The sequence below is a fragment of the Arthrobacter sp. MAHUQ-56 genome (assembly GCF_019710585.1).
In the GTDB taxonomy this organism is placed as follows: Bacteria; Actinomycetota; Actinomycetes; order Actinomycetales; family Micrococcaceae; genus Arthrobacter.
The window spans coordinates 227,529-243,507 of the sequence record NZ_JAIFZQ010000016.1 but is presented as its reverse complement, the minus strand read 5'-3'; the positions used below and the strand labels follow the sequence as shown (position 1 = coordinate 243,507).

The 15,979-nt window shown below is 68.0% G+C and carries 15 protein-coding genes; 7 read left to right on the top strand and 8 right to left on the bottom strand.

The genetic code is table 11. From position 1 onward, the window contains the following. Positions 1–23: 23 nt before the first annotated feature. Entirely contained in the window at positions 24–662 is a 639-nt protein-coding gene (locus K4G53_RS09065; RefSeq protein WP_221385373.1) for a copper resistance CopC family protein, read from the bottom strand. Between the two features lie 110 nt (positions 663–772). Here K4G53_RS09065 and K4G53_RS09060 point away from each other — a divergent pair, with 110 nt between their 5' ends. After that, on the top strand, positions 773–2,212 hold the full coding sequence (locus K4G53_RS09060) for an NCS2 family permease (protein ID WP_221385372.1): 1,440 nt from the start codon (positions 773–775) through the stop codon (positions 2,210–2,212). A 67-nt stretch (positions 2,213–2,279) separates the two neighbouring features. Here K4G53_RS09060 and K4G53_RS09055 read toward each other — a convergent pair whose 3' ends face one another. Then, on the bottom strand, positions 2,280–3,584 hold the full coding sequence (locus K4G53_RS09055) for a sodium:proton antiporter (RefSeq protein WP_221385371.1): 1,305 nt from the start codon (positions 3,582–3,584) through the stop codon (positions 2,280–2,282). A 202-nt stretch (positions 3,585–3,786) separates the two neighbouring features. Between K4G53_RS09055 and hutG the strand changes: the two genes are divergently transcribed. Then, positions 3,787–4,740, top strand: coding sequence for a formimidoylglutamase (hutG, locus tag K4G53_RS09050; protein WP_221385370.1), 954 nt, complete (start codon positions 3,787–3,789; stop codon positions 4,738–4,740). 38 nt (positions 4,741–4,778) lie between these two features. On the opposite strand, the gene K4G53_RS09045 is transcribed toward hutG, so the two are convergent. Next, positions 4,779–5,447: a response regulator gene (locus tag K4G53_RS09045; protein ID WP_221385369.1), complete on the bottom strand. Its 669-nt coding sequence runs from the start codon at positions 5,445–5,447 to the stop codon at positions 4,779–4,781. After that, the gene (locus K4G53_RS09040; RefSeq protein ID WP_221385604.1) at positions 5,444–7,024 is read right to left on the bottom strand and encodes a sensor histidine kinase; all 1,581 of its coding nucleotides are present in this window, start codon (positions 7,022–7,024) and stop codon (positions 5,444–5,446) included. The genes K4G53_RS09045 and K4G53_RS09040 overlap by 4 nt, the downstream gene beginning before the upstream one ends. 243 nt (positions 7,025–7,267) lie before the next feature. Between K4G53_RS09040 and K4G53_RS09035 the strand changes: the two genes are divergently transcribed. The 4 genes from K4G53_RS09035 to K4G53_RS09020 are packed head-to-tail and all read left to right on the top strand — an operon-like array spanning position 7,268 to position 10,748. Then, positions 7,268–8,278 carry a tripartite tricarboxylate transporter substrate binding protein gene (locus tag K4G53_RS09035; RefSeq protein ID WP_221385368.1) on the top strand — a complete coding sequence of 337 codons (1,011 nt, stop codon included), beginning with the start codon at positions 7,268–7,270 and terminating at the stop codon, positions 8,276–8,278. After that, positions 8,275–8,778 (top strand): tripartite tricarboxylate transporter TctB family protein, encoded by a 504-nt coding sequence (locus K4G53_RS09030; protein WP_221385367.1) that lies wholly within the window; start codon positions 8,275–8,277, stop codon positions 8,776–8,778. The genes K4G53_RS09035 and K4G53_RS09030 overlap by 4 nt, the downstream gene beginning before the upstream one ends. Continuing rightward, entirely contained in the window at positions 8,778–10,316 is a 1,539-nt protein-coding gene (locus K4G53_RS09025; RefSeq protein WP_221385366.1) for a tripartite tricarboxylate transporter permease, read from the top strand. The genes K4G53_RS09030 and K4G53_RS09025 overlap by 1 nt, the downstream gene beginning before the upstream one ends. Before the next feature lie 39 nt (positions 10,317–10,355). Then, on the top strand, positions 10,356–10,748 hold the full coding sequence (locus K4G53_RS09020) for a universal stress protein (RefSeq protein ID WP_221385365.1): 393 nt from the start codon (positions 10,356–10,358) through the stop codon (positions 10,746–10,748). Between the two features lie 12 nt (positions 10,749–10,760). Here the strand turns inward: K4G53_RS09020 and K4G53_RS09015 are convergent, their stop codons facing one another. Further along, the gene (locus K4G53_RS09015; protein ID WP_221385364.1) at positions 10,761–11,642 is read right to left on the bottom strand and encodes a fumarylacetoacetate hydrolase family protein; all 882 of its coding nucleotides are present in this window, start codon (positions 11,640–11,642) and stop codon (positions 10,761–10,763) included. 212 nt (positions 11,643–11,854) lie between these two features. Here K4G53_RS09015 and K4G53_RS09010 point away from each other — a divergent pair, with 212 nt between their 5' ends. After that, positions 11,855–12,115, top strand: a complete 261-nt coding sequence (locus K4G53_RS09010; RefSeq protein WP_221385363.1) for a hypothetical protein — start codon at positions 11,855–11,857, stop codon at positions 12,113–12,115. 112 nt (positions 12,116–12,227) lie between these two features. Here K4G53_RS09010 and K4G53_RS09005 read toward each other — a convergent pair whose 3' ends face one another. The 3 genes from K4G53_RS09005 to K4G53_RS08995 form a co-directional block, all read right to left on the bottom strand. Beyond that, the gene (locus K4G53_RS09005; RefSeq protein ID WP_221385362.1) at positions 12,228–12,473 is read right to left on the bottom strand and encodes a hypothetical protein; all 246 of its coding nucleotides are present in this window, start codon (positions 12,471–12,473) and stop codon (positions 12,228–12,230) included. Between the two features lie 162 nt (positions 12,474–12,635). Next, positions 12,636–14,228, bottom strand: a complete 1,593-nt coding sequence (hutH, locus tag K4G53_RS09000; protein ID WP_221385361.1) for a histidine ammonia-lyase — start codon at positions 14,226–14,228, stop codon at positions 12,636–12,638. A gap of 3 nt (positions 14,229–14,231) precedes the next feature. Then, on the bottom strand, positions 14,232–15,929 hold the full coding sequence (locus K4G53_RS08995) for a urocanate hydratase (protein ID WP_221385360.1): 1,698 nt from the start codon (positions 15,927–15,929) through the stop codon (positions 14,232–14,234). Positions 15,930–15,979: the final 50 nt, after the last annotated feature.

The window sequence follows — 15,979 nt, the reverse complement described above, 5'->3', positions numbered from 1 at the left end:
GCGCCGGAACCCGCTGCCGCGGGCTACTCCCCGTCCCCGTTGTCCCCGCCGCTGTTATCGGCGTCGCCGGTGAGCCGCCGCCTTGCCAGTATGCCCAGGGCGGCGAGCAGCCCCACCGCTACGGCCGCAAAAATCACGATGCTCCACTGGAACGGCTCACCCGCGCTGGCCGGCGCGGACGGCTCCTCCGTCACGCCGGGCCGGGCGGTGCCCATGCCCGGGACTGTGCCCGCCGTCGTCGAACTTCCTGCCGTGGGTTGCCCGGAAGAGCCCGCAGCGCCGGAGGCCGCGGTGAAAGTGAATGTCCCCTCGATGGGGTGGGAGTCGGAGCTGACGACACGCCATGCAACCGTGTACGCGCCGGCCGGGGCGCCGGGGCGAAGCTTCTGGGTGGCCACGTTGTCCACGATCTGCACAGACCCGTCAGCCCATTCGGTGCCGGACGCGTCCCTGACTGAGAAGGACGCGCCGATGCCCAGCGGCTTGTTGCTGAACGTCACCGAAACCTCGTCCGGCGGGGCCGCGAGCGTTGCCCCCTGCGCCGGGCTGGTGGACTCTGCGGCGTCGTGCGCGGCCGCCGGGCCGGCCAGGCCCAGTGCCGACGCGGCAACGATGAGGACACCGAGCAGCAGGCTCAGGAAAGGGCGGCGGGTGGAACGCATGTGGGACTGCTCCTTGTGTTGGCTTCCTTACAGACTAGGCGAATCTGCGCCCCCCACCGCTGCCGCTCCCTTAGGATGCAGGTATCCCCACACACTCCCCCGGAGGACTAATGCTTAAGCAAGGCTCTGCCCTGGACCGGTATTTCAGGGTCACGGAGCGCGGCTCCAACCTTTCCCGCGAGATCCGCGGCGGGTTCGCCACGTTCTTCGCCATGAGCTACATCGTGGTGCTGAACCCCCTGATCCTGTCCGGGCCTGACTCCAGCGGCACCACGCTGGGCTTCACCGCAGTGGCAGCGGTGACCGCCTTCGTCGCGGGCCTGCTCACTATCCTCATGGGCGCGTGGGGCCGGCATCCCTTCGCACTCGCCACCGGCCTGGGCGTCAACGCCTTCGTCGCCGTCACCGTGGCCACAAACCCCGGGCTGACATGGCCGGACATGATGGGCCTGGTGGTCCTCTCCGGCCTCACCATGCTGGTCCTGGTGCTCACCGGCTTCCGTACCGCGGTCTTCAAGGCCGTCCCGGACGGGCTCAAGACGGCCATCGTGGTGGGCATCGGCCTGTTCATCGCCCTGATCGGGCTGGTGAACGCCGGGTTCGTCCGGCGCATCCCGGACGTTGCGGGGACCACCGTGCCCGTGGGGCTCGGCTTCGAAGGCAAACTGCTGGGCTGGCCCACCGCCGTCTTCGTTTTCGGCCTGATCCTGACCATCGCCCTGGTGGTGCGGAAGGTCAAGGGTGCCATCCTGATCGGCATCATCACCTCCACCGTACTGTCCGTGATCCTTGAGACCACGCTGCACATCGGCCCCAGCTTCGACGGCAAGAACTTCAACCCGCAGGGCTGGTCCCTGGTGGCACCGGCGTTCTCCGGCTGGGCAGCCCCGGACCTTTCCCTGATCGGCAAGGCCAACCCGTTCGGCGCCTTCGAGCACCTGGGCTTCGTGGCCGCCACGCTCCTGGCCTTCGTCATCCTGCTCAGCATCTTCTTCGACGCCATGGGCACCATGGTGGGCCTGGCCAACGAGGCCGGCACGGTGGACGAGCACGGCAACATTCCCGACGTCGACCGGGTGCTGCAGGTGGACGCCCTCGGCGCCATTATCGGCGGCGGTGCGTCAGTATCCTCCAACCAGATCTACGTTGAAGCCGGCGCAGGCATTGGCGAAGGCGCCCGGACCGGCATCGCCTCGATCGTCACCGGCCTGCTGTTCCTGGTGGCAATGTTCTTCACCCCGCTCATCAACCTCGTTCCGTTCGAGGCCGTGGCCCCGGCGCTGGTGGTGGTGGGCTTCATGATGGTGTCCCAGGTGGGCAAGATCGACTGGCAGGACTGGGGCATCGCGATCCCGGCGTTCCTGACCTTCACCCTGATGCCCTTCACGTACTCGATCGCCAATGGCCTGGGCGCCGGCTTCATCGCCTACGTCCTGATCCGCACCGTGCAGGGCCGGGTCAAGGACATCCACCCGCTGATGTGGGCCGTGGCCGCGGCGTTCGCGCTGTTCTTCGCCATTGGCCCGATCGAGGCCGCGCTGGGAATGTAGCTCCTTCCGGCGCGAAGGGCTGGTGCGGCAACTGCCGTACCAGCCCTTCGTCGTCCCATGGGATTGCCTATACCGGGGTGTTCGGCGCCAGCCCCTCGTCGCCGGACACCGCAACCGCCTTCTTCTGCCGCAGCAGGTCCAGCCGGTTCATCAGCGGCGACGTGGTGGCACCATGGATCACGATGGACAACGCCACCACCAGCCCCACGAAGGACCAGAGCCGTTGCCCCTGGTCCGCGAAATGGCCCTCGTCCAGCGCGAACGACAGGTAGTACAGGGACCCGATCCCGCGGATGCCGAAGAACGACAGCGCAATCCGTTCCCGGGGGCCGGTCTTGCCGCCCAGCAGCCCCACCCAGCCCGCCAGCGGCCGGACCACCAGCAGGAAAGCCAGCGCCACCAGCAGCTCCGCCAGGCCGATCCCGGACAGCAGGCCACGGGCGATGGCCCCGCCAAGCAGGACCAGGATCACCACCGTCAGGAGCCGTTCGAGCTGCTCCACGTAGGAGTGGAGCACGCGGTGGTAGCCATGGGTGCGCTCGGCTGCACGGATGGTCAGGGCGCACACGAAGACTGCGACGAAGCCGTACCCCTCCACCATTTCCGCCAGGCCATATGCCAGGAACGTCGCGGACAACGCCACGAAACCCTCCGAGTGGTTGGACAACCGCAGGCTGTCCCGGCGGGCTGAAAAGAACAGCGTGGCCAGCAGCTTCCCGGTCAGGAATCCCACCAGAAGGCCAAAGGCCAGCCGCCACACCACGTCCATCCCGAGCCACCCGGCCAACCAGCCGGACGACGATCCGCCGGCAACGCTGATGGCGATGGCCAGGTACACGAACGGGAAGGCCAGGCCGTCGTTGAGTCCGGCCTCCGAGGTGAGGCCGAACCGCACCTCGTCTTCCTTGTCGGCGCTTTCGTCGTGGTCCGCCGGCTCACCCACTTGCACTTCGGAGGCCAGGACCGGATCCGTGGGCGCCAGGCTGGACGCCACGAGCAAGGCGGCCCCAAGCCCCAGGCCCAGGAACCACATCCCCAGCAGCGTGAGTGCAACGATGCACAGCGGCATGGCGATCCCCAGCAGCCGCCACGTCGTGGCCCAGCGCTTGCGGCCCACGGGCCGGTCCAGCGCCAGCCCCGCGCCCATCAGCGAAACAATCACGCAGATCTCCGCCAGGTGCATCACGAAGTTGCTGTGCTCCACGGGGTTCGGATTGGGGAGCGTCGGAATCAGCGCGAACGCAGCCATCCCGGCGCCGAGGAACACCATCGGCATGGACAACGGCATGTCGCGCAGGAGCTTCGGCAGGACCGCGGCGACGAAAACCGCCACGCCGGCCGCGGCGAAAAGAATGTCGGGTGCTTCAAACATGGGCTCTCCAGCCTGGAATTGTTGCGTGGTCCGGCGCAGGAGCCTCCTGCTGCTTGGGGCGGACTGGTCCCACCCTATCCCCCGTACCCATCGCGGAGGCCGTTCCCCGCAAAGCCTGCCGTTCCGCCGGAGTTCTTGGATCCCGGACAGGACGACGGCGGCGGCGCTGGTTTTCAGGGCCGGCATGCGGTGAGCTTGAGGCATGGTCTTCACCCTCCCCGCCGTCGACGTCCCCCCACAGCCCTGGACCGGAAGGTTCGACGGCGACGGCCCCGGACACCGCCGCTGGTGGCAGGCAGTGGCCGCGTTCGACCCCGCCGCCGAACCTGGGGCGGGCACCAAACCAGTGGCCCTGCTCGGCTTCGCAAGCGACGAGGGGGTGCGGCGCAACAAGGGCCGCACGGGCGCGGCCGCCGCTCCGGCCGCGATCCGCAGGGCGCTTGGCCCCCTGGCCTTCCATCCGGACCGCACGGTACGCGACGCCGGCGACATAGTCGTCGACGGCGATGCACTGGAAGCGGGGCAGGAACGGGTCGGCAGCGTGGTCGCCGCCCTGCTCGACGCCGGCCACCTGACAGTTGTCCTGGGCGGCGGCCACGAAACCGCCTACGCCAGCTACCTCGGGGCCAGCGCCTCGGCCGCGGTGCGGGGCGGGCAGCGGCTGGGCGTACTCAACCTCGATGCGCACTTCGACCTGCGGGACGAAGCCGTACCCAGCTCCGGCACGCCGTTCCTCCAGATGGCCCGCGCCGAAGCGGACGCCGGACGCGAATTCCGCTACGCCGTCGTCGGAATTTCGGAACCCAACAACACGAAGGTCCTGTTCGACACCGCGGACAGGCTGGGCGTCCGGTACCTGCTGGACGAAGACTGCGGGGCGGAGCGGGTCCGGGACTTCGTGGCCGGTTTCCTGGCGGACATCGACGTCCTTTACCTGACCATCGACCTGGATGTGCTGCCCGCCGCCGTGGCGCCCGGCGTGAGCGCCCCCGCAGCGTACGGGGTACCGCTGCCGGTCATTTCGGCCGTGTGCCGGCAGGTGGTGCAGAGCGGAAAGCTGCTGCACATCGATGTGGCGGAACTGAACCCGGCCTTCGACATCGACGGCCGGACCGCCAAGACGGCGGCCCGGCTGCTGGACACGCTGCTGCGCTGATCCGCGCCGCGAAACCGGCCGCGGCAAGGCCTGCCGGGTCAGGCGCCCTTCAGGACGTACCGGCGCTCCGGCCGTCCCACACCGTACTTGAGCCGCACCTCCGCCAGGCCTTCGTCGTACAGGTACTCCAAGTACCGGCGGGCGCTGACGCGGGAGGTGCCCAGTTCCTCGGCCACCTCGGCCGCCGACAGGTCTCCGGCGGCAGCATTCAGCGCAGCCTCCACCAGTTTCAGCGTCTCGATGCTGCAGCCCTTCGGCAGCGGACGCTTGGCGCGGTCCAGGCCGAACACCCGGTTGACGTCCGACTGTTCGGCCACGTCCTTGGACGCAGCCAGGCTTTGGTAGGCGCTGCGGTAATGTTCCAGCCGCTCCTGGAGGTCCGTCTGGGAGAACGGCTTGATCAGGTAGTGGACGATGCCGCCGCGCAGGGCCTTGCGCACGGTTTCCACTTCGCGCGCCGCACTGATCACCAGCACATCCAGTTCCGGGGCCACCGCCCGCAGCCGCTGCATCAGGTCCAGGCCGTTGATGTCCGGCAGGTGGATGTCCAGCAGCACCAGGTCCGGCTGGAGCCGTTCAGTTTCGGCCACGGCCTGGGCGCCGGTGTGCGCCGCGCCCACCACGGCGAAGCCGGGCGTGCGCTGGATGAATCCGGCGTGCACCTTGGCCACCATGAAGTCGTCATCGACTATCAGGACCTTGATCATGGCTTGTTACTGCTTCCTTTCAGCACGGCGGTGAAGACTGCGCCGTGGTCGTTGGCCACCGTCAGGTTCCCGCCGCTGCGGCGGCACACCACCCGGGACAGCGCCAGCCCGAAGCCCCTGCTCCCGGCCGGGCCCGGGTCCTTGGTGGTGAAGCCCTGGCGGAAAATATGCTCGGCGGACGGTCCGGGAATGCCGGGACCGGTGTCCCGCACGGTAACGACGACGTCTCCGCCTTGCCTGCCTTCCACCCGCACCGTGACGGCTGCCTGCGGGAGCCCTGTGACGGCGTCGAACGCGTTGTCCACCAGGTTACCCACCACGGTGGTGAGGTCGCGCGACAGCTCGTCGTCCACCTTCTCCAGGGTGGAGTCGGGGTCCAACTGCAGGACTGCGCCGCGCTCCGTGGCCAGGCTGGACTTGGCGATCAGCAGGGCAGCCAGCGCGGGATCCTTGATCCGGCTGGTGACCTCGTCGTTGAGCCGCGTCCGGTCCAGCGTGGCGCCGTTGACGAACTGGACCACGGAATCGTACTCGCCGATCTGGATCAGGCCGGAGATCACGTGCAGCTGGTTGGCGAACTCGTGCGCCTGGGCCCGCAGCGTGTCCGTGGCGGTGCGGGTGTTGCCCAGCTCCCGCTCCAGCTCGGACAGCTCGGTGCGGTCGCGCAGCGTGGTCACCGAGCCGATCACCCGGCCGCGGGAGTGGATGGGCACCCGGTTCATCACCACCAGCCGGTCGCCCACCAGCACCAGCTGGTCCGGTCCGGACTGTTCGCGGGTGAGGACTTCCTTCAGGGCAGGTTCGACGGCGAGGCCGGCCACCCGTTTGCCGACACAGTCTTCCGGGAGCCCGAGCAGGGAACGCGCGCTGGCGTTGGCCACGGTGATCCGTTCATGCGGGTCCAGGGCCACGACGCCTTCCTTCAGGCCCTGCAGCATGGCTTCACGGTTCTCCACCAGGCCGGTGATCTCACTGGGCTCCATGCCCAGGGTCTGCCGCTTGACGCGGCGGGAGAGCAGGAAAGAGCCTGCGACACCGAGGACGCTGGCGACCCCGAGGTACGTGAGCAGGTTCGGGACGGCATCGCCCAGCCGCTCAAGGACGGTGGGATAGTTGCGGCTGATGGAGGCGATTCCGATCATGTGCCCGGTGTCGTCGAGGACGGGGACATGCGCCGACAGGAGCGGGGCGGGAGTGGCACCTACCACCCCGGTCCACGCCCGGCCTTCCATGACCCTGCTGGCACCGAGCTCCAGCGGCTGGCCCAGCAGGCTGGGATCCGAGGACGCCACCACTGTGCGGTCCACGGTGGCCAGCGCCACCCGGGACGAACCGGAGACGATCCGCACTGACTCCGCCACCGCCGGCAACACTGCCCCGCCGCGCGTCTCGCTCTCCGGGAGGAGCTCCCGCACCACCGGGTTTCCGCCCAGGGCTTCCGCGGCCGAGAGCGCGCGACGGCCTTCAATGCGTTCAAAGGCTGCCGCCGACTGGGCCAGCGAGATGGCAACCACCCCCACCAGGACTGCCAGGACGATCAGCAACTGCAGCAGAAGATACTGCCCCGCGAGGGACATTCCTCGACGTCGAGTCACAATGGTCTTCCTGGAGATTGGGCGGGTGGTAACGGGAACTATATCCCAAGCCCCGCTGGCAGGACCTTCGGTGGGTTCGACGAAACGTGAACGCAATGAACACAACTTTCTCTGCGTACACAAGAGTGATCACGGTCACTGCCGCCCCTAGCATCAAAACACAAGGCATCGGAACCACGAATGAGTCGGTGCCGACCACGTTTGCTTGATGAGAAGAGGAACACCATGCGCCAGATCCGCGCATTGCGAGTCGCCGCCGTCGCCGCCGGCCTCGCCCTGATGGCCACCGGTTGCGGTGCCACCGGCAAGAGCTCCACTGGTTCGGAAAGCACCGGCGCTGCCGCCGGTCCCATCACCGGCCTGCAGATCATGGTCCCCAACACCCCCGGCGGCGGCTACGACACCACCGCCCGCGCCGCTGCGAAGGTCCTCGACGACGAGAAGATCTCCACCAACACCGAGGTCTTCAACCTCGCCGGCGCCGGCGGCACCGTGGGCCTGGCCCGCGTGGTCAACGAAAAGGGCAACGGCGACCTGGCCATGCTGATGGGCCTGGGCGTCGTGGGCGCCAGCTACACGAACAAGTCCGAGTCCAAGCTGACCAACACCACGCCACTGGCCCGCCTCATCGAAGAGCCCGGCGCCATCATGGTCAGCAAGGATTCCCCGTACAAGACCATCGACGACCTGGTCACGGCCTGGAAGGCCGATCCCGGCTCGATCGCCGTCGGCGGCGGCTCCTCCCCCGGCGGCCCCGACCACCTGCTGCCCATGCAGCTCGCCGGCGCCGTGGGCATCGACGCCACGAAGGTCAACTACGTCGCGTACGACGGCGGCGGCGACCTGCTGCCCGCGATCCTCGGTAACAAGCTCGGCTTTGCAGCCTCCGGGGCCGGCGAATACCTGAAGCAGATCGAATCCGGCGAGGTCCGTGTCCTGGCCACCAGCGGCGAGAAGCGGCTGGACGGCGTGGACGCCCCCACGCTGAAGGAATCCAACATCGACCTGGTGTTCACCAACTGGCGCGGCATGGTGGCCCCTCCGGGCATCAGCGACAAGGACAAGGCTGCCCTGATCGCCGCCCTGGAGAAGATGCACGGCACCGACGGCTGGAAGGAAGCGTTGAAGACCCACAGCTGGACCGATGCCTTCATCACCGGTGACGAATTCACCACCTTCCTGACCGAGCAGGACAAGCGGGTTGCCGATGTCCTGACCAAACTTGGGTTGGCGTGACCTCCCAGACCACAGGTCTCAAAGGCCGCTCCGAGCTGGGAGTCGCACTCCTGCTCGGGGCGGCCGGCGTCATGGTCTTCCTGGACGCCAACGGCCTGGTAACCCCGTACTCGAAATCGGACCCCGTGGGACCCAAGACCGTGCCGTTCATCGTGGCCGGCCTGCTGGTGGTCTGCGCGGTGCTGCTGGCCATCAACGTACTGCGTGGCGGCAAGGGCGAAGCTGAGGGCGGCGAGGACGTCGACCTGACCCACCCCGCCGACTGGAAGACCATCCTGCCGCTGGCAGGAGCGTTCGTTGCCAATATCCTGCTCATTGACTGGGCCGGCTGGGTCATCTCCGGGACCGTCCTGTTCTGGGGCAGCGTCCTGGCACTCGGCAGCCGCCGCTACATCCGGGACGGGCTGATCTCCGTTGCCCTGTCCCTGCTCACCTTCTACGGCTTCTACCTCGGCCTGGGCATCGCACTGCCGGCCGGCCTCCTGGAAGGAATCCTGTAATGGACGTCTGGTCCTCCCTGATGGACGGTTTCGCCACCGCCCTGACCCCCATGAATTTCCTGTATGCCGTGATCGGCGTCATCCTGGGCACCGCCGTCGGTGTCCTGCCGGGCCTCGGGCCCGCCATGACCGTCGCATTGCTGCTGCCGGTCACCTACGCACTGGAACCCACCAGCGCCTTCATCATGTTCGCGGGCATCTACTACGGCGGCATGTACGGCGGCTCCACCACCTCGATCCTCCTCAACACACCCGGCGAATCCTCGTCGGTGGTCACCGCCATCGAAGGCAACAAAATGGCCAAGGCGGGCCGGGCTGCGCAGGCGCTGGCGACGGCGGCAATCGGCTCGTTCGTCGCGGGCACCATCGGCACGGCGCTGCTGGCCGTCTGCGCACCGATCGTCGTGAAGTTCGCCGTCAGCCTCGGCGCGCCCAGCTACTTCGCCATCATGGTCCTCGCCCTGCTGGCCGTCACCGCCGTCCTGGGTTCCTCCCGGCTGCGCGGTTTCGCATCCCTGGGCCTTGGCCTGGCCATCGGCCTGGTGGGCATGGACTCCGTCACCGGCCAGCGCCGCCTGACCTTCGGCCAGCCGCTCCTGGCGGACGGCCTGGACATCGTGGTGGTGGCCGTGGCCATCTTCGCCGTCGGCGAGGCCCTCTGGGTGGCGGCGCACCTGCGCCGGACCCCCATGCACATCATTCCGGTGGGCCAGCCCTGGATGGGCAAGAAGGACTGGCAGCGTTCCTGGAAGCCGTGGCTCCGCGGCACGGTCTTTGGGTTCCCGTTCGGTGCACTGCCTGCGGGCGGCGCCGAGATCCCCACCTTCCTGTCCTACGTCACGGAAAAGCGCCTCACCAAGCACCCGGAGGAATTCGGGAAAGGCGCCATCGAGGGTGTGGCCGGTCCGGAAGCCGCGAACAACGCGGCGGCGGCGGGCACCCTGACCCCCATGTTGGCCCTGGGCCTACCCACCAACGCGACGGCCGCCGTCATGCTCGCCGCGTTCACCAGCTACGGCATCCAGCCCGGCCCCCAGCTCTTTGCGAGCGAAGGGCCCCTGGTGTGGGCGCTGATCGCCAGCCTCTTCATCGGCAACCTGCTGCTGCTCCTGATCAACCTGCCGCTGGCACCACTGTGGGCCAAGCTGCTGCAGCTCCCCCGCCCCTACCTGTACGCAGGCATCCTGTTCTTTGCCACGCTGGGGGCCTACTCGGTGAACCTGCAGGCTTTCGACCTGGTGATCCTGCTGGTCCTGGGCGCGCTCGGGTTCATGATGCGGCGCTTCGGGCTCCCTGTCCTGCCGCTCATCCTCGGCGTGATCCTGGGCCCGCGCATTGAAGGGCAGCTCCGCAAGACACTGCAGTTGAGCGCAGGCGACCCGGCAGGGCTCTTCAGTGAGCCGATCGCCGTCGGTATCTATGTCATCATTGGGCTCATCCTGCTCTGGCCGTTCGCCTACAAGCTGTTTCGGCGGACGCGTCCTGCACGCACCCCGCTGGTTCCCGCCAATTCCGGGGCAGCCGACTACAGCGACTGACCGCCCATCCACCTACCCCCAGCAGAAACAGGAGAGACCATGACCATCGTGGTGGGATACGTCCCGACGCCCGAAGGCGAAGCTGCCCTGGCCCAGGCCATCACCGAGGCCCGCAAGAACAACAGCACCCTGGTGGTGATCAACTCCTCCAAGGGCGAAGCCGCAGTGGATAACCGCTTCGCGCAGGACGACGACATCCAGGGCATCGAGCAGCGGCTCGCCACCCAGGGCATCCAGCACGTCATCAAGCGCCCCGTCCGGGGCCATGACGCCGCGGCAGAGGTGCTGGATGCTGCCGAGGAGCACAAGGCCGACCTGATCGTGATCGGCCTGCGGCGCCGCACCCCCGTGGGCAAGCTGATCATGGGCAGCACATCGCAGCGCATCCTGCTCGAGGCAGACTGCCCGGTCCTGGCCGTCAAGGCGGGTTAGGCGCCCGCCTGGTCAGCCCACCGGGGCCGGCTGCGCCCGGAACAGCTCCTGGCGCTGCCGGCCCAACCCCTCGACCTCTACCTCCACCACATCCCCGGGCTGGAGGTAGGGGAAACGCCCGCTCAGGGCCACCCCTTCAGGCGTTCCCGTCAAAACGACGTCGCCCGGTTCGAGCCGCATGTACTGGCTGCAGTGGTGAACCAGGGTGGCGGGGTCGAAGATCAGCCCCGCCGTGGACGAATCCTGGCGGGGCTCGCCGTTAACCCAGCTGCGGAGGGTGAGCTTGCCGCCGTCGACCTCCTCCGCCGGAACCAGCCACGGCCCCAGGGGCGTTGAGCCGGGAAGGGACTTGCCCTTGGTCCACTGCCCGGCTGCTCCCGGCAGCTGGTATTCACGCTCGGAGAGATCATTGGCCGTGACGTAGCCGGCAATGCACTTCGCGGCCTCCTCCGTGGAACCCAGGTAGCTGGCTTCCCTGCCGATCACGACGCCCAGTTCCACTTCCCAGTCGTATTTGCTGGAACCCGGCGGAACGGGCGCGGAATCAAAGGGGCCGGCGACGCTGTTGCTGGGTTTGAGGAACACCACCGGGATCGTGGGCGGCTCCGCGCCGGATTCGGCGGCATGGGCAACGTAGTTCATTCCGATCCCCACCACTGAGCCGGGCCGCGCCACGGGGGAACCAACCCGCAGGTGGGCAGCCCCTTCCAGGACGGGCAGGCTGCCTTCTGCCAGCGCGCGGCGGACCTCGCCCAGGCCGCCGGCCGCCAGGAACGGACCGTCCACGTCGGCCGTGAGGGGCAGCAGGCTGAAGTAGCGGGATGAGCCGTCTTCCGCGGCAACCATCACGGCCGGCTGTTCGCTTCCGCTTTCGCCCAGGCGCATGATTTTCATCCAGGTTCTCCTTCGGTTCTTGGACGTCAATGTCCGGCGACAGGGGCCCGGAGGGGCCTTCATTCCATGGTGGTTGATTCCCTCGCGGCCTGCCGAAAATGCCGTTTGTGACTGGCGTCCGGAAGGGCAAATAGGGCAGATATCTGACATGTATGGGGAGCAGTCGATAGAATAGTGCTGCCCTTAGGCAGTAAACACAGAAAGTTCAGCACATGAGTACAGCCACTTTGGAGCGCCTTCCGGCCGCTGCCGAGCCCGTCGAAGCACCGACGGTCCGGTCCATCAGCCTGGAATTCTCCAGCGCCAGCGAGGTGCACGCCGGACTGGAAGAGGCGGTTGCGGAGCTGATTAAGGTGGCAGCCAGGGACGCCGCCTGCGGCATCCTGGTCACCCGGATCCACCCGGGCCGCTACACGGTCGCCCTGGACGAGTCAGTGCCTTTCGGCGAGACGTACGAGTCCTTCGCCGCCTGATCCGCCTGCGCCTGCAGGCCCGTGCGGCGCCCGGCCACACCGCGCATGCAGCAAAATCCCCGCCCAGCCACAAGGCTGGACGGGGATTTTTCGATTGGTGCTGGTGGGACCGCTAGCCGCGGCGGACCTGGACGCCGTCGGACTTCAGGAAGAGCTCCTTGTCCGCCGAACCTGATGGCCCGGCCGGCACGAGCCACAGGACGTTGCCGCTCTGCGACACCTCTTCCACCTCCCCGGCTGCCACCACATGCGCATGCTTGATGATCTCGACATGGTCCCCGGCCTGGAGGGATTTCCAGTCGGACACCGTAGCGGAATGGGCATTGCGCCTCGACAGGACCGCCCCACGTGCTTTCATTTGAACTTCTACCCCTTTGTATCGTTCTGCCGCCACAGCTTCTTTGATGTGACTTTCACTACATCTTCAGTTCTACTACACTCCCGGCGCCGCGGGGGGCCGCGGCGCCGGAAATTCCACTCCTTGGACTGACGGGAAGCGGCAGCTGAAGATCCTTCGGTATCAGGCGAGGGTGCCGACGGCGGATTCGGCCGCCGCGCACACGTCCCCCAACGCGACCAGGCGGTCCGCCGCTTCCAGTTCGGGCGAAAGGAACCGGTCGGTTCCCGGCCCGTCCACCACCGTCCGCAGCACTTCCACCACAGCGGTGCCGGCCGGTCCGGGCACCAGCTTCCCGCCGGAAAGCTGGGTCCGGATGTCCAGGGCCCGTGCCGCCGTCACCAGTTCGATGGCGAGGACGCGGCGCAGGTTCTCCACTGCCTTGCGGAGCTTGCGTGCCGCGTGCCATCCCATGGACACGTGGTCCTCCTGCATGGCCGAGCTCGGGATGGAATCCACCGACGCCGGGACGGCCAGCCGCTTGTTGTCCGAAACCAGCCCCGCCTGGGTGTACTGGGCGATCATCAGTCCGGAGTCCACGCCGGGGTCGGCCGCGAGGAACGCGGGCAACCCGTGGGAGCGTGCCGGATCCAGCATCCTGTCCGTGCGGCGTTCGGCGATGGAGCTGAGGTCCGCGACGGCGATGGCCAGGTAGTCCAGCACGTAGGCCACGGGGGCGCCGTGGAAGTTGCCGTTCGAGCTCACCCGGCCGTCCGGCAGCACTACCGGGTTGTCGATGGCGGCAGCCAGTTCGCGGGTGGCCACCAGCTCGGCATGGTCCACGGTGTCGCGGACGGCGCCTGCCACCTGCGGGGCGCAGCGCAGCGAGTAGGCGTCCTGCACCCGGGAGTCGCCCACCTTGTGGGAAGCCACGATCGGTGAATCCGAGAGCACGCGGAGCATGTTGTCGGCGCTGGCTGCCTGGCCGGGATGGGGGCGCAGGGCCGCATGCAGTTCCGGCAGGAACACCTGGTCGGTGCCCAGCAGCGCCTCGATGCTGAGCGCAGCGGTGATGTCCGCCGTCGTCAGCAGCCGACGAAGGTCCGCAATGGCCATGAGGAGCATGCCCAGCATGCCCTCCGTGCCGTTGACCAGTGCCAGCCCCTCCTTTTCGGCGAGGGTGACCGGCTCGATGCCGTGCTCCGCCAGCAGCTCAGCGACGGGCCGTTCTCCCCGCCCGCCGTAGGTCACGCCGTCGGGCCCTTCAGCCTCACCTTCACCCATGAGCACCAAGGCGCAGTGCGACAGCGGGGCGAGGTCGCCGGAGCAGCCCAGCGAGCCGAACTCGCGGACCACCGGGGTGATGCCTGCATTGAGGACGTCCACCATGGTCTGCAGGACCACCGGGCGCACCCCGGTGCGGCCGGAAGCCAGGGTCTTGGCACGAAGGAACATGATTCCGCGGACCACTTCGCGTTCCACGGCCGGACCCATGCCGGCAGCGTGGCTGCGGATCAGGGATTTCTGCAGCTGGGTGCGCAGGTCGTTGGGGATGTGGCGGTTGGCCAGCGCGCCGAAGCCGGTGGAGATGCCGTAGGCGGGGATGTCGCTGGAGGCGAGGTCGTCGATGTGGGCGCGGACCTTGGCGACGGTTTCCAGGGCTTCCGGCGCGATGGACACCTTGGCGTTGTGGCGCGCGACGGCGAGCACACCCCCGGGCGTGACGCCGGCGGGACCAAGGGTGACGGTGAGCGGTTCGTGGGTAATCGTGGTCATTGTTTACTTGCTCTCATTCATCGGGATGCGGACGCCGCGTTCCTTGGCGACGTCGAGGGCGCGTTCGTAGCCGGCGTCGGCGTGGCGGATGACGCCCATGCCCGGGTCGTTGGTGAGGAGGCGTTCGAGTTTCTGCGCGGCGAGGTCGGTGCCGTCGGCCACGGAGACCTGGCCGGCGTGGATGGAGCGGCCGATGCCCACGCCTCCGCCGTGGTGCAGGGACACCCACGTTGCGCCGGAGGCAGTGTTGAGGAGGGCGTTCAGCAGCGGCCAGTCGGCGATGGCGTCCGAGCCGTCCGCCATGGCCTCCGTTTCGCGGTACGGGGAGGCGACGGACCCGGAGTCGAGGTGGTCGCGGCCGATCACGATGGGGGCCTTGACCTTGCCTTCCTTGACCAGCTGGTTGAACAGCAGCCCGGCCTTGTGCCGTTCGCCGTAGCCGAGCCAGCAGATGCGGGCCGGCAGGCCCTCGAACTCGACACGGTCCTGGGCGGCGTCGATCCAGCGGTGCAGGTGCTTGTTCTCCGGGAAGAGCTCCTTGATGGCCTCGTCAGTGACGCGGATGTCCTCCGGATCGCCGGACAGGGCAACCCACCGGAACGGGCCCAGGCCCTCGCAGAACAGCGGACGGATGTAGGCGGGAACGAAGCCGGGGAACTCGAAGGCGCGGGCGTAGCCGCCCTTGCGGGCCTCGTCGCGGATGGAGTTGCCGTAGTCGAAGACTTCGGCGCCCGCGTCCTGGAATTCCACCATGGCCTGCACGTGCCGGGCCATGGACGCCTGGGCCTTCTTGGTGAAGCCTTCCGGGTCCGCTTCGGCCTCGCGGTGCCACTCGGCGACGGAGATGCCCTCCGGGAGGTAGGACAGCGGATCGTGGGCGCTGGTCTGGTCAGTGACGATGTCCACGGTGAGTTCGCCTGCCTTGTGGCGGCGCAGGATTTCCGGGAAGACTTCGGCGGCGTTGCCCACGTAGCCCACGGACCAGCCGCGGCGCTCTTCCTTGGCCTTCAGGACCTTGGCGATGGCTGCGTCGAGGTCCGTTTCCACCTCGTCCAGGTAGCGTTTGCCGGCGCGGCGGCGCAGGCGCGTTTCGTCGACGTCGACGATCAGGCAGGCGCCCTCATTCAGGGTGACGGCGAGCGGCTGGGCGCCGCCCATGCCGCCGCAGCCGCCGGTCAGCGTCAGGGTGCCCGCGAGGGTGCCGTTCTCATCGCCGGTGAGCTTGCGGGCGATCGCGGCGAAGGTTTCGAAGGTGCCTTGCAGGATGCCCTGGGTGCCGATGTAGATCCAGGACCCGGCGGTCATCTGGCCGTACATCATCAGGCCCTCGGCCTCGAGCCGGCGGAATTCAGGCCAGGTGGCCCAGTCGCCCACCAGGTTGGAGTTGGCCAGCAGCACCCGGGGAGCCCATTCGTTGGTGCGGAAGACGCCCACGGGCTTGCCGGACTGGACCAGGAGGGTCTCGTCCTTCTCCATGGTTTCCAGGGTGCGGGTGATGGCGTCGAACGCAGCCCAGGAGCGGACGGCGCGGCCGGTTCCGCCGTAGACCACCAGGTCGTCCGGGCGCTCGGCGACCTCGGGGTCCAGGTTGTTCATCAGCATGCGCAGCGGCGCTTCGGTCTGCCAGGACTTGGCGGTGAGCTCAGTGCCGCGGGCTGCTTTGACCGGGCGGGCACCGGTGGTGAAATCGGCGGGTGCCATGATGGCTCCTTCTCGTGGTGTGTGTCTGGTGGAGGAAAGAAGTTCTGTAT

Excerpts from the sequence above, each read along its gene's own strand:
- K4G53_RS09035 (WP_221385368.1), top strand. The coding sequence starts at position 7,268 with ATGCGCCAGATCCGCGCATTGCGAGTCGCCGCCGTCGCCGCCGGCCTC.
- K4G53_RS08995 (WP_221385360.1), bottom strand. The coding sequence starts at position 15,929 with ATGGCACCCGCCGATTTCACCACCGGTGCCCGCCCGGTCAAAGCAGCC.
- hutH (WP_221385361.1), bottom strand. The coding sequence starts at position 14,228 with ATGACCACGATTACCCACGAACCGCTCACCGTCACCCTTGGTCCCGCC.
- K4G53_RS09005 (WP_221385362.1), bottom strand. The coding sequence starts at position 12,473 with ATGAAAGCACGTGGGGCGGTCCTGTCGAGGCGCAATGCCCATTCCGCT.
- K4G53_RS09010 (WP_221385363.1), top strand. The coding sequence starts at position 11,855 with ATGAGTACAGCCACTTTGGAGCGCCTTCCGGCCGCTGCCGAGCCCGTC.
- K4G53_RS09025 (WP_221385366.1), top strand. The coding sequence starts at position 8,778 with ATGGACGTCTGGTCCTCCCTGATGGACGGTTTCGCCACCGCCCTGACC.
- K4G53_RS09060 (WP_221385372.1), top strand. The coding sequence starts at position 773 with ATGCTTAAGCAAGGCTCTGCCCTGGACCGGTATTTCAGGGTCACGGAG.
- K4G53_RS09045 (WP_221385369.1), bottom strand. The coding sequence starts at position 5,447 with ATGATCAAGGTCCTGATAGTCGATGACGACTTCATGGTGGCCAAGGTG.
- K4G53_RS09055 (WP_221385371.1), bottom strand. The coding sequence starts at position 3,584 with ATGTTTGAAGCACCCGACATTCTTTTCGCCGCGGCCGGCGTGGCGGTT.
- K4G53_RS09020 (WP_221385365.1), top strand. The coding sequence starts at position 10,356 with ATGACCATCGTGGTGGGATACGTCCCGACGCCCGAAGGCGAAGCTGCC.
- K4G53_RS09015 (WP_221385364.1), bottom strand. The coding sequence starts at position 11,642 with ATGAAAATCATGCGCCTGGGCGAAAGCGGAAGCGAACAGCCGGCCGTG.
- K4G53_RS09040 (WP_221385604.1), bottom strand. The coding sequence starts at position 7,024 with ATGTCCCTCGCGGGGCAGTATCTTCTGCTGCAGTTGCTGATCGTCCTG.
- K4G53_RS09065 (WP_221385373.1), bottom strand. The coding sequence starts at position 662 with ATGCGTTCCACCCGCCGCCCTTTCCTGAGCCTGCTGCTCGGTGTCCTC.
- hutG (WP_221385370.1), top strand. The coding sequence starts at position 3,787 with ATGGTCTTCACCCTCCCCGCCGTCGACGTCCCCCCACAGCCCTGGACC.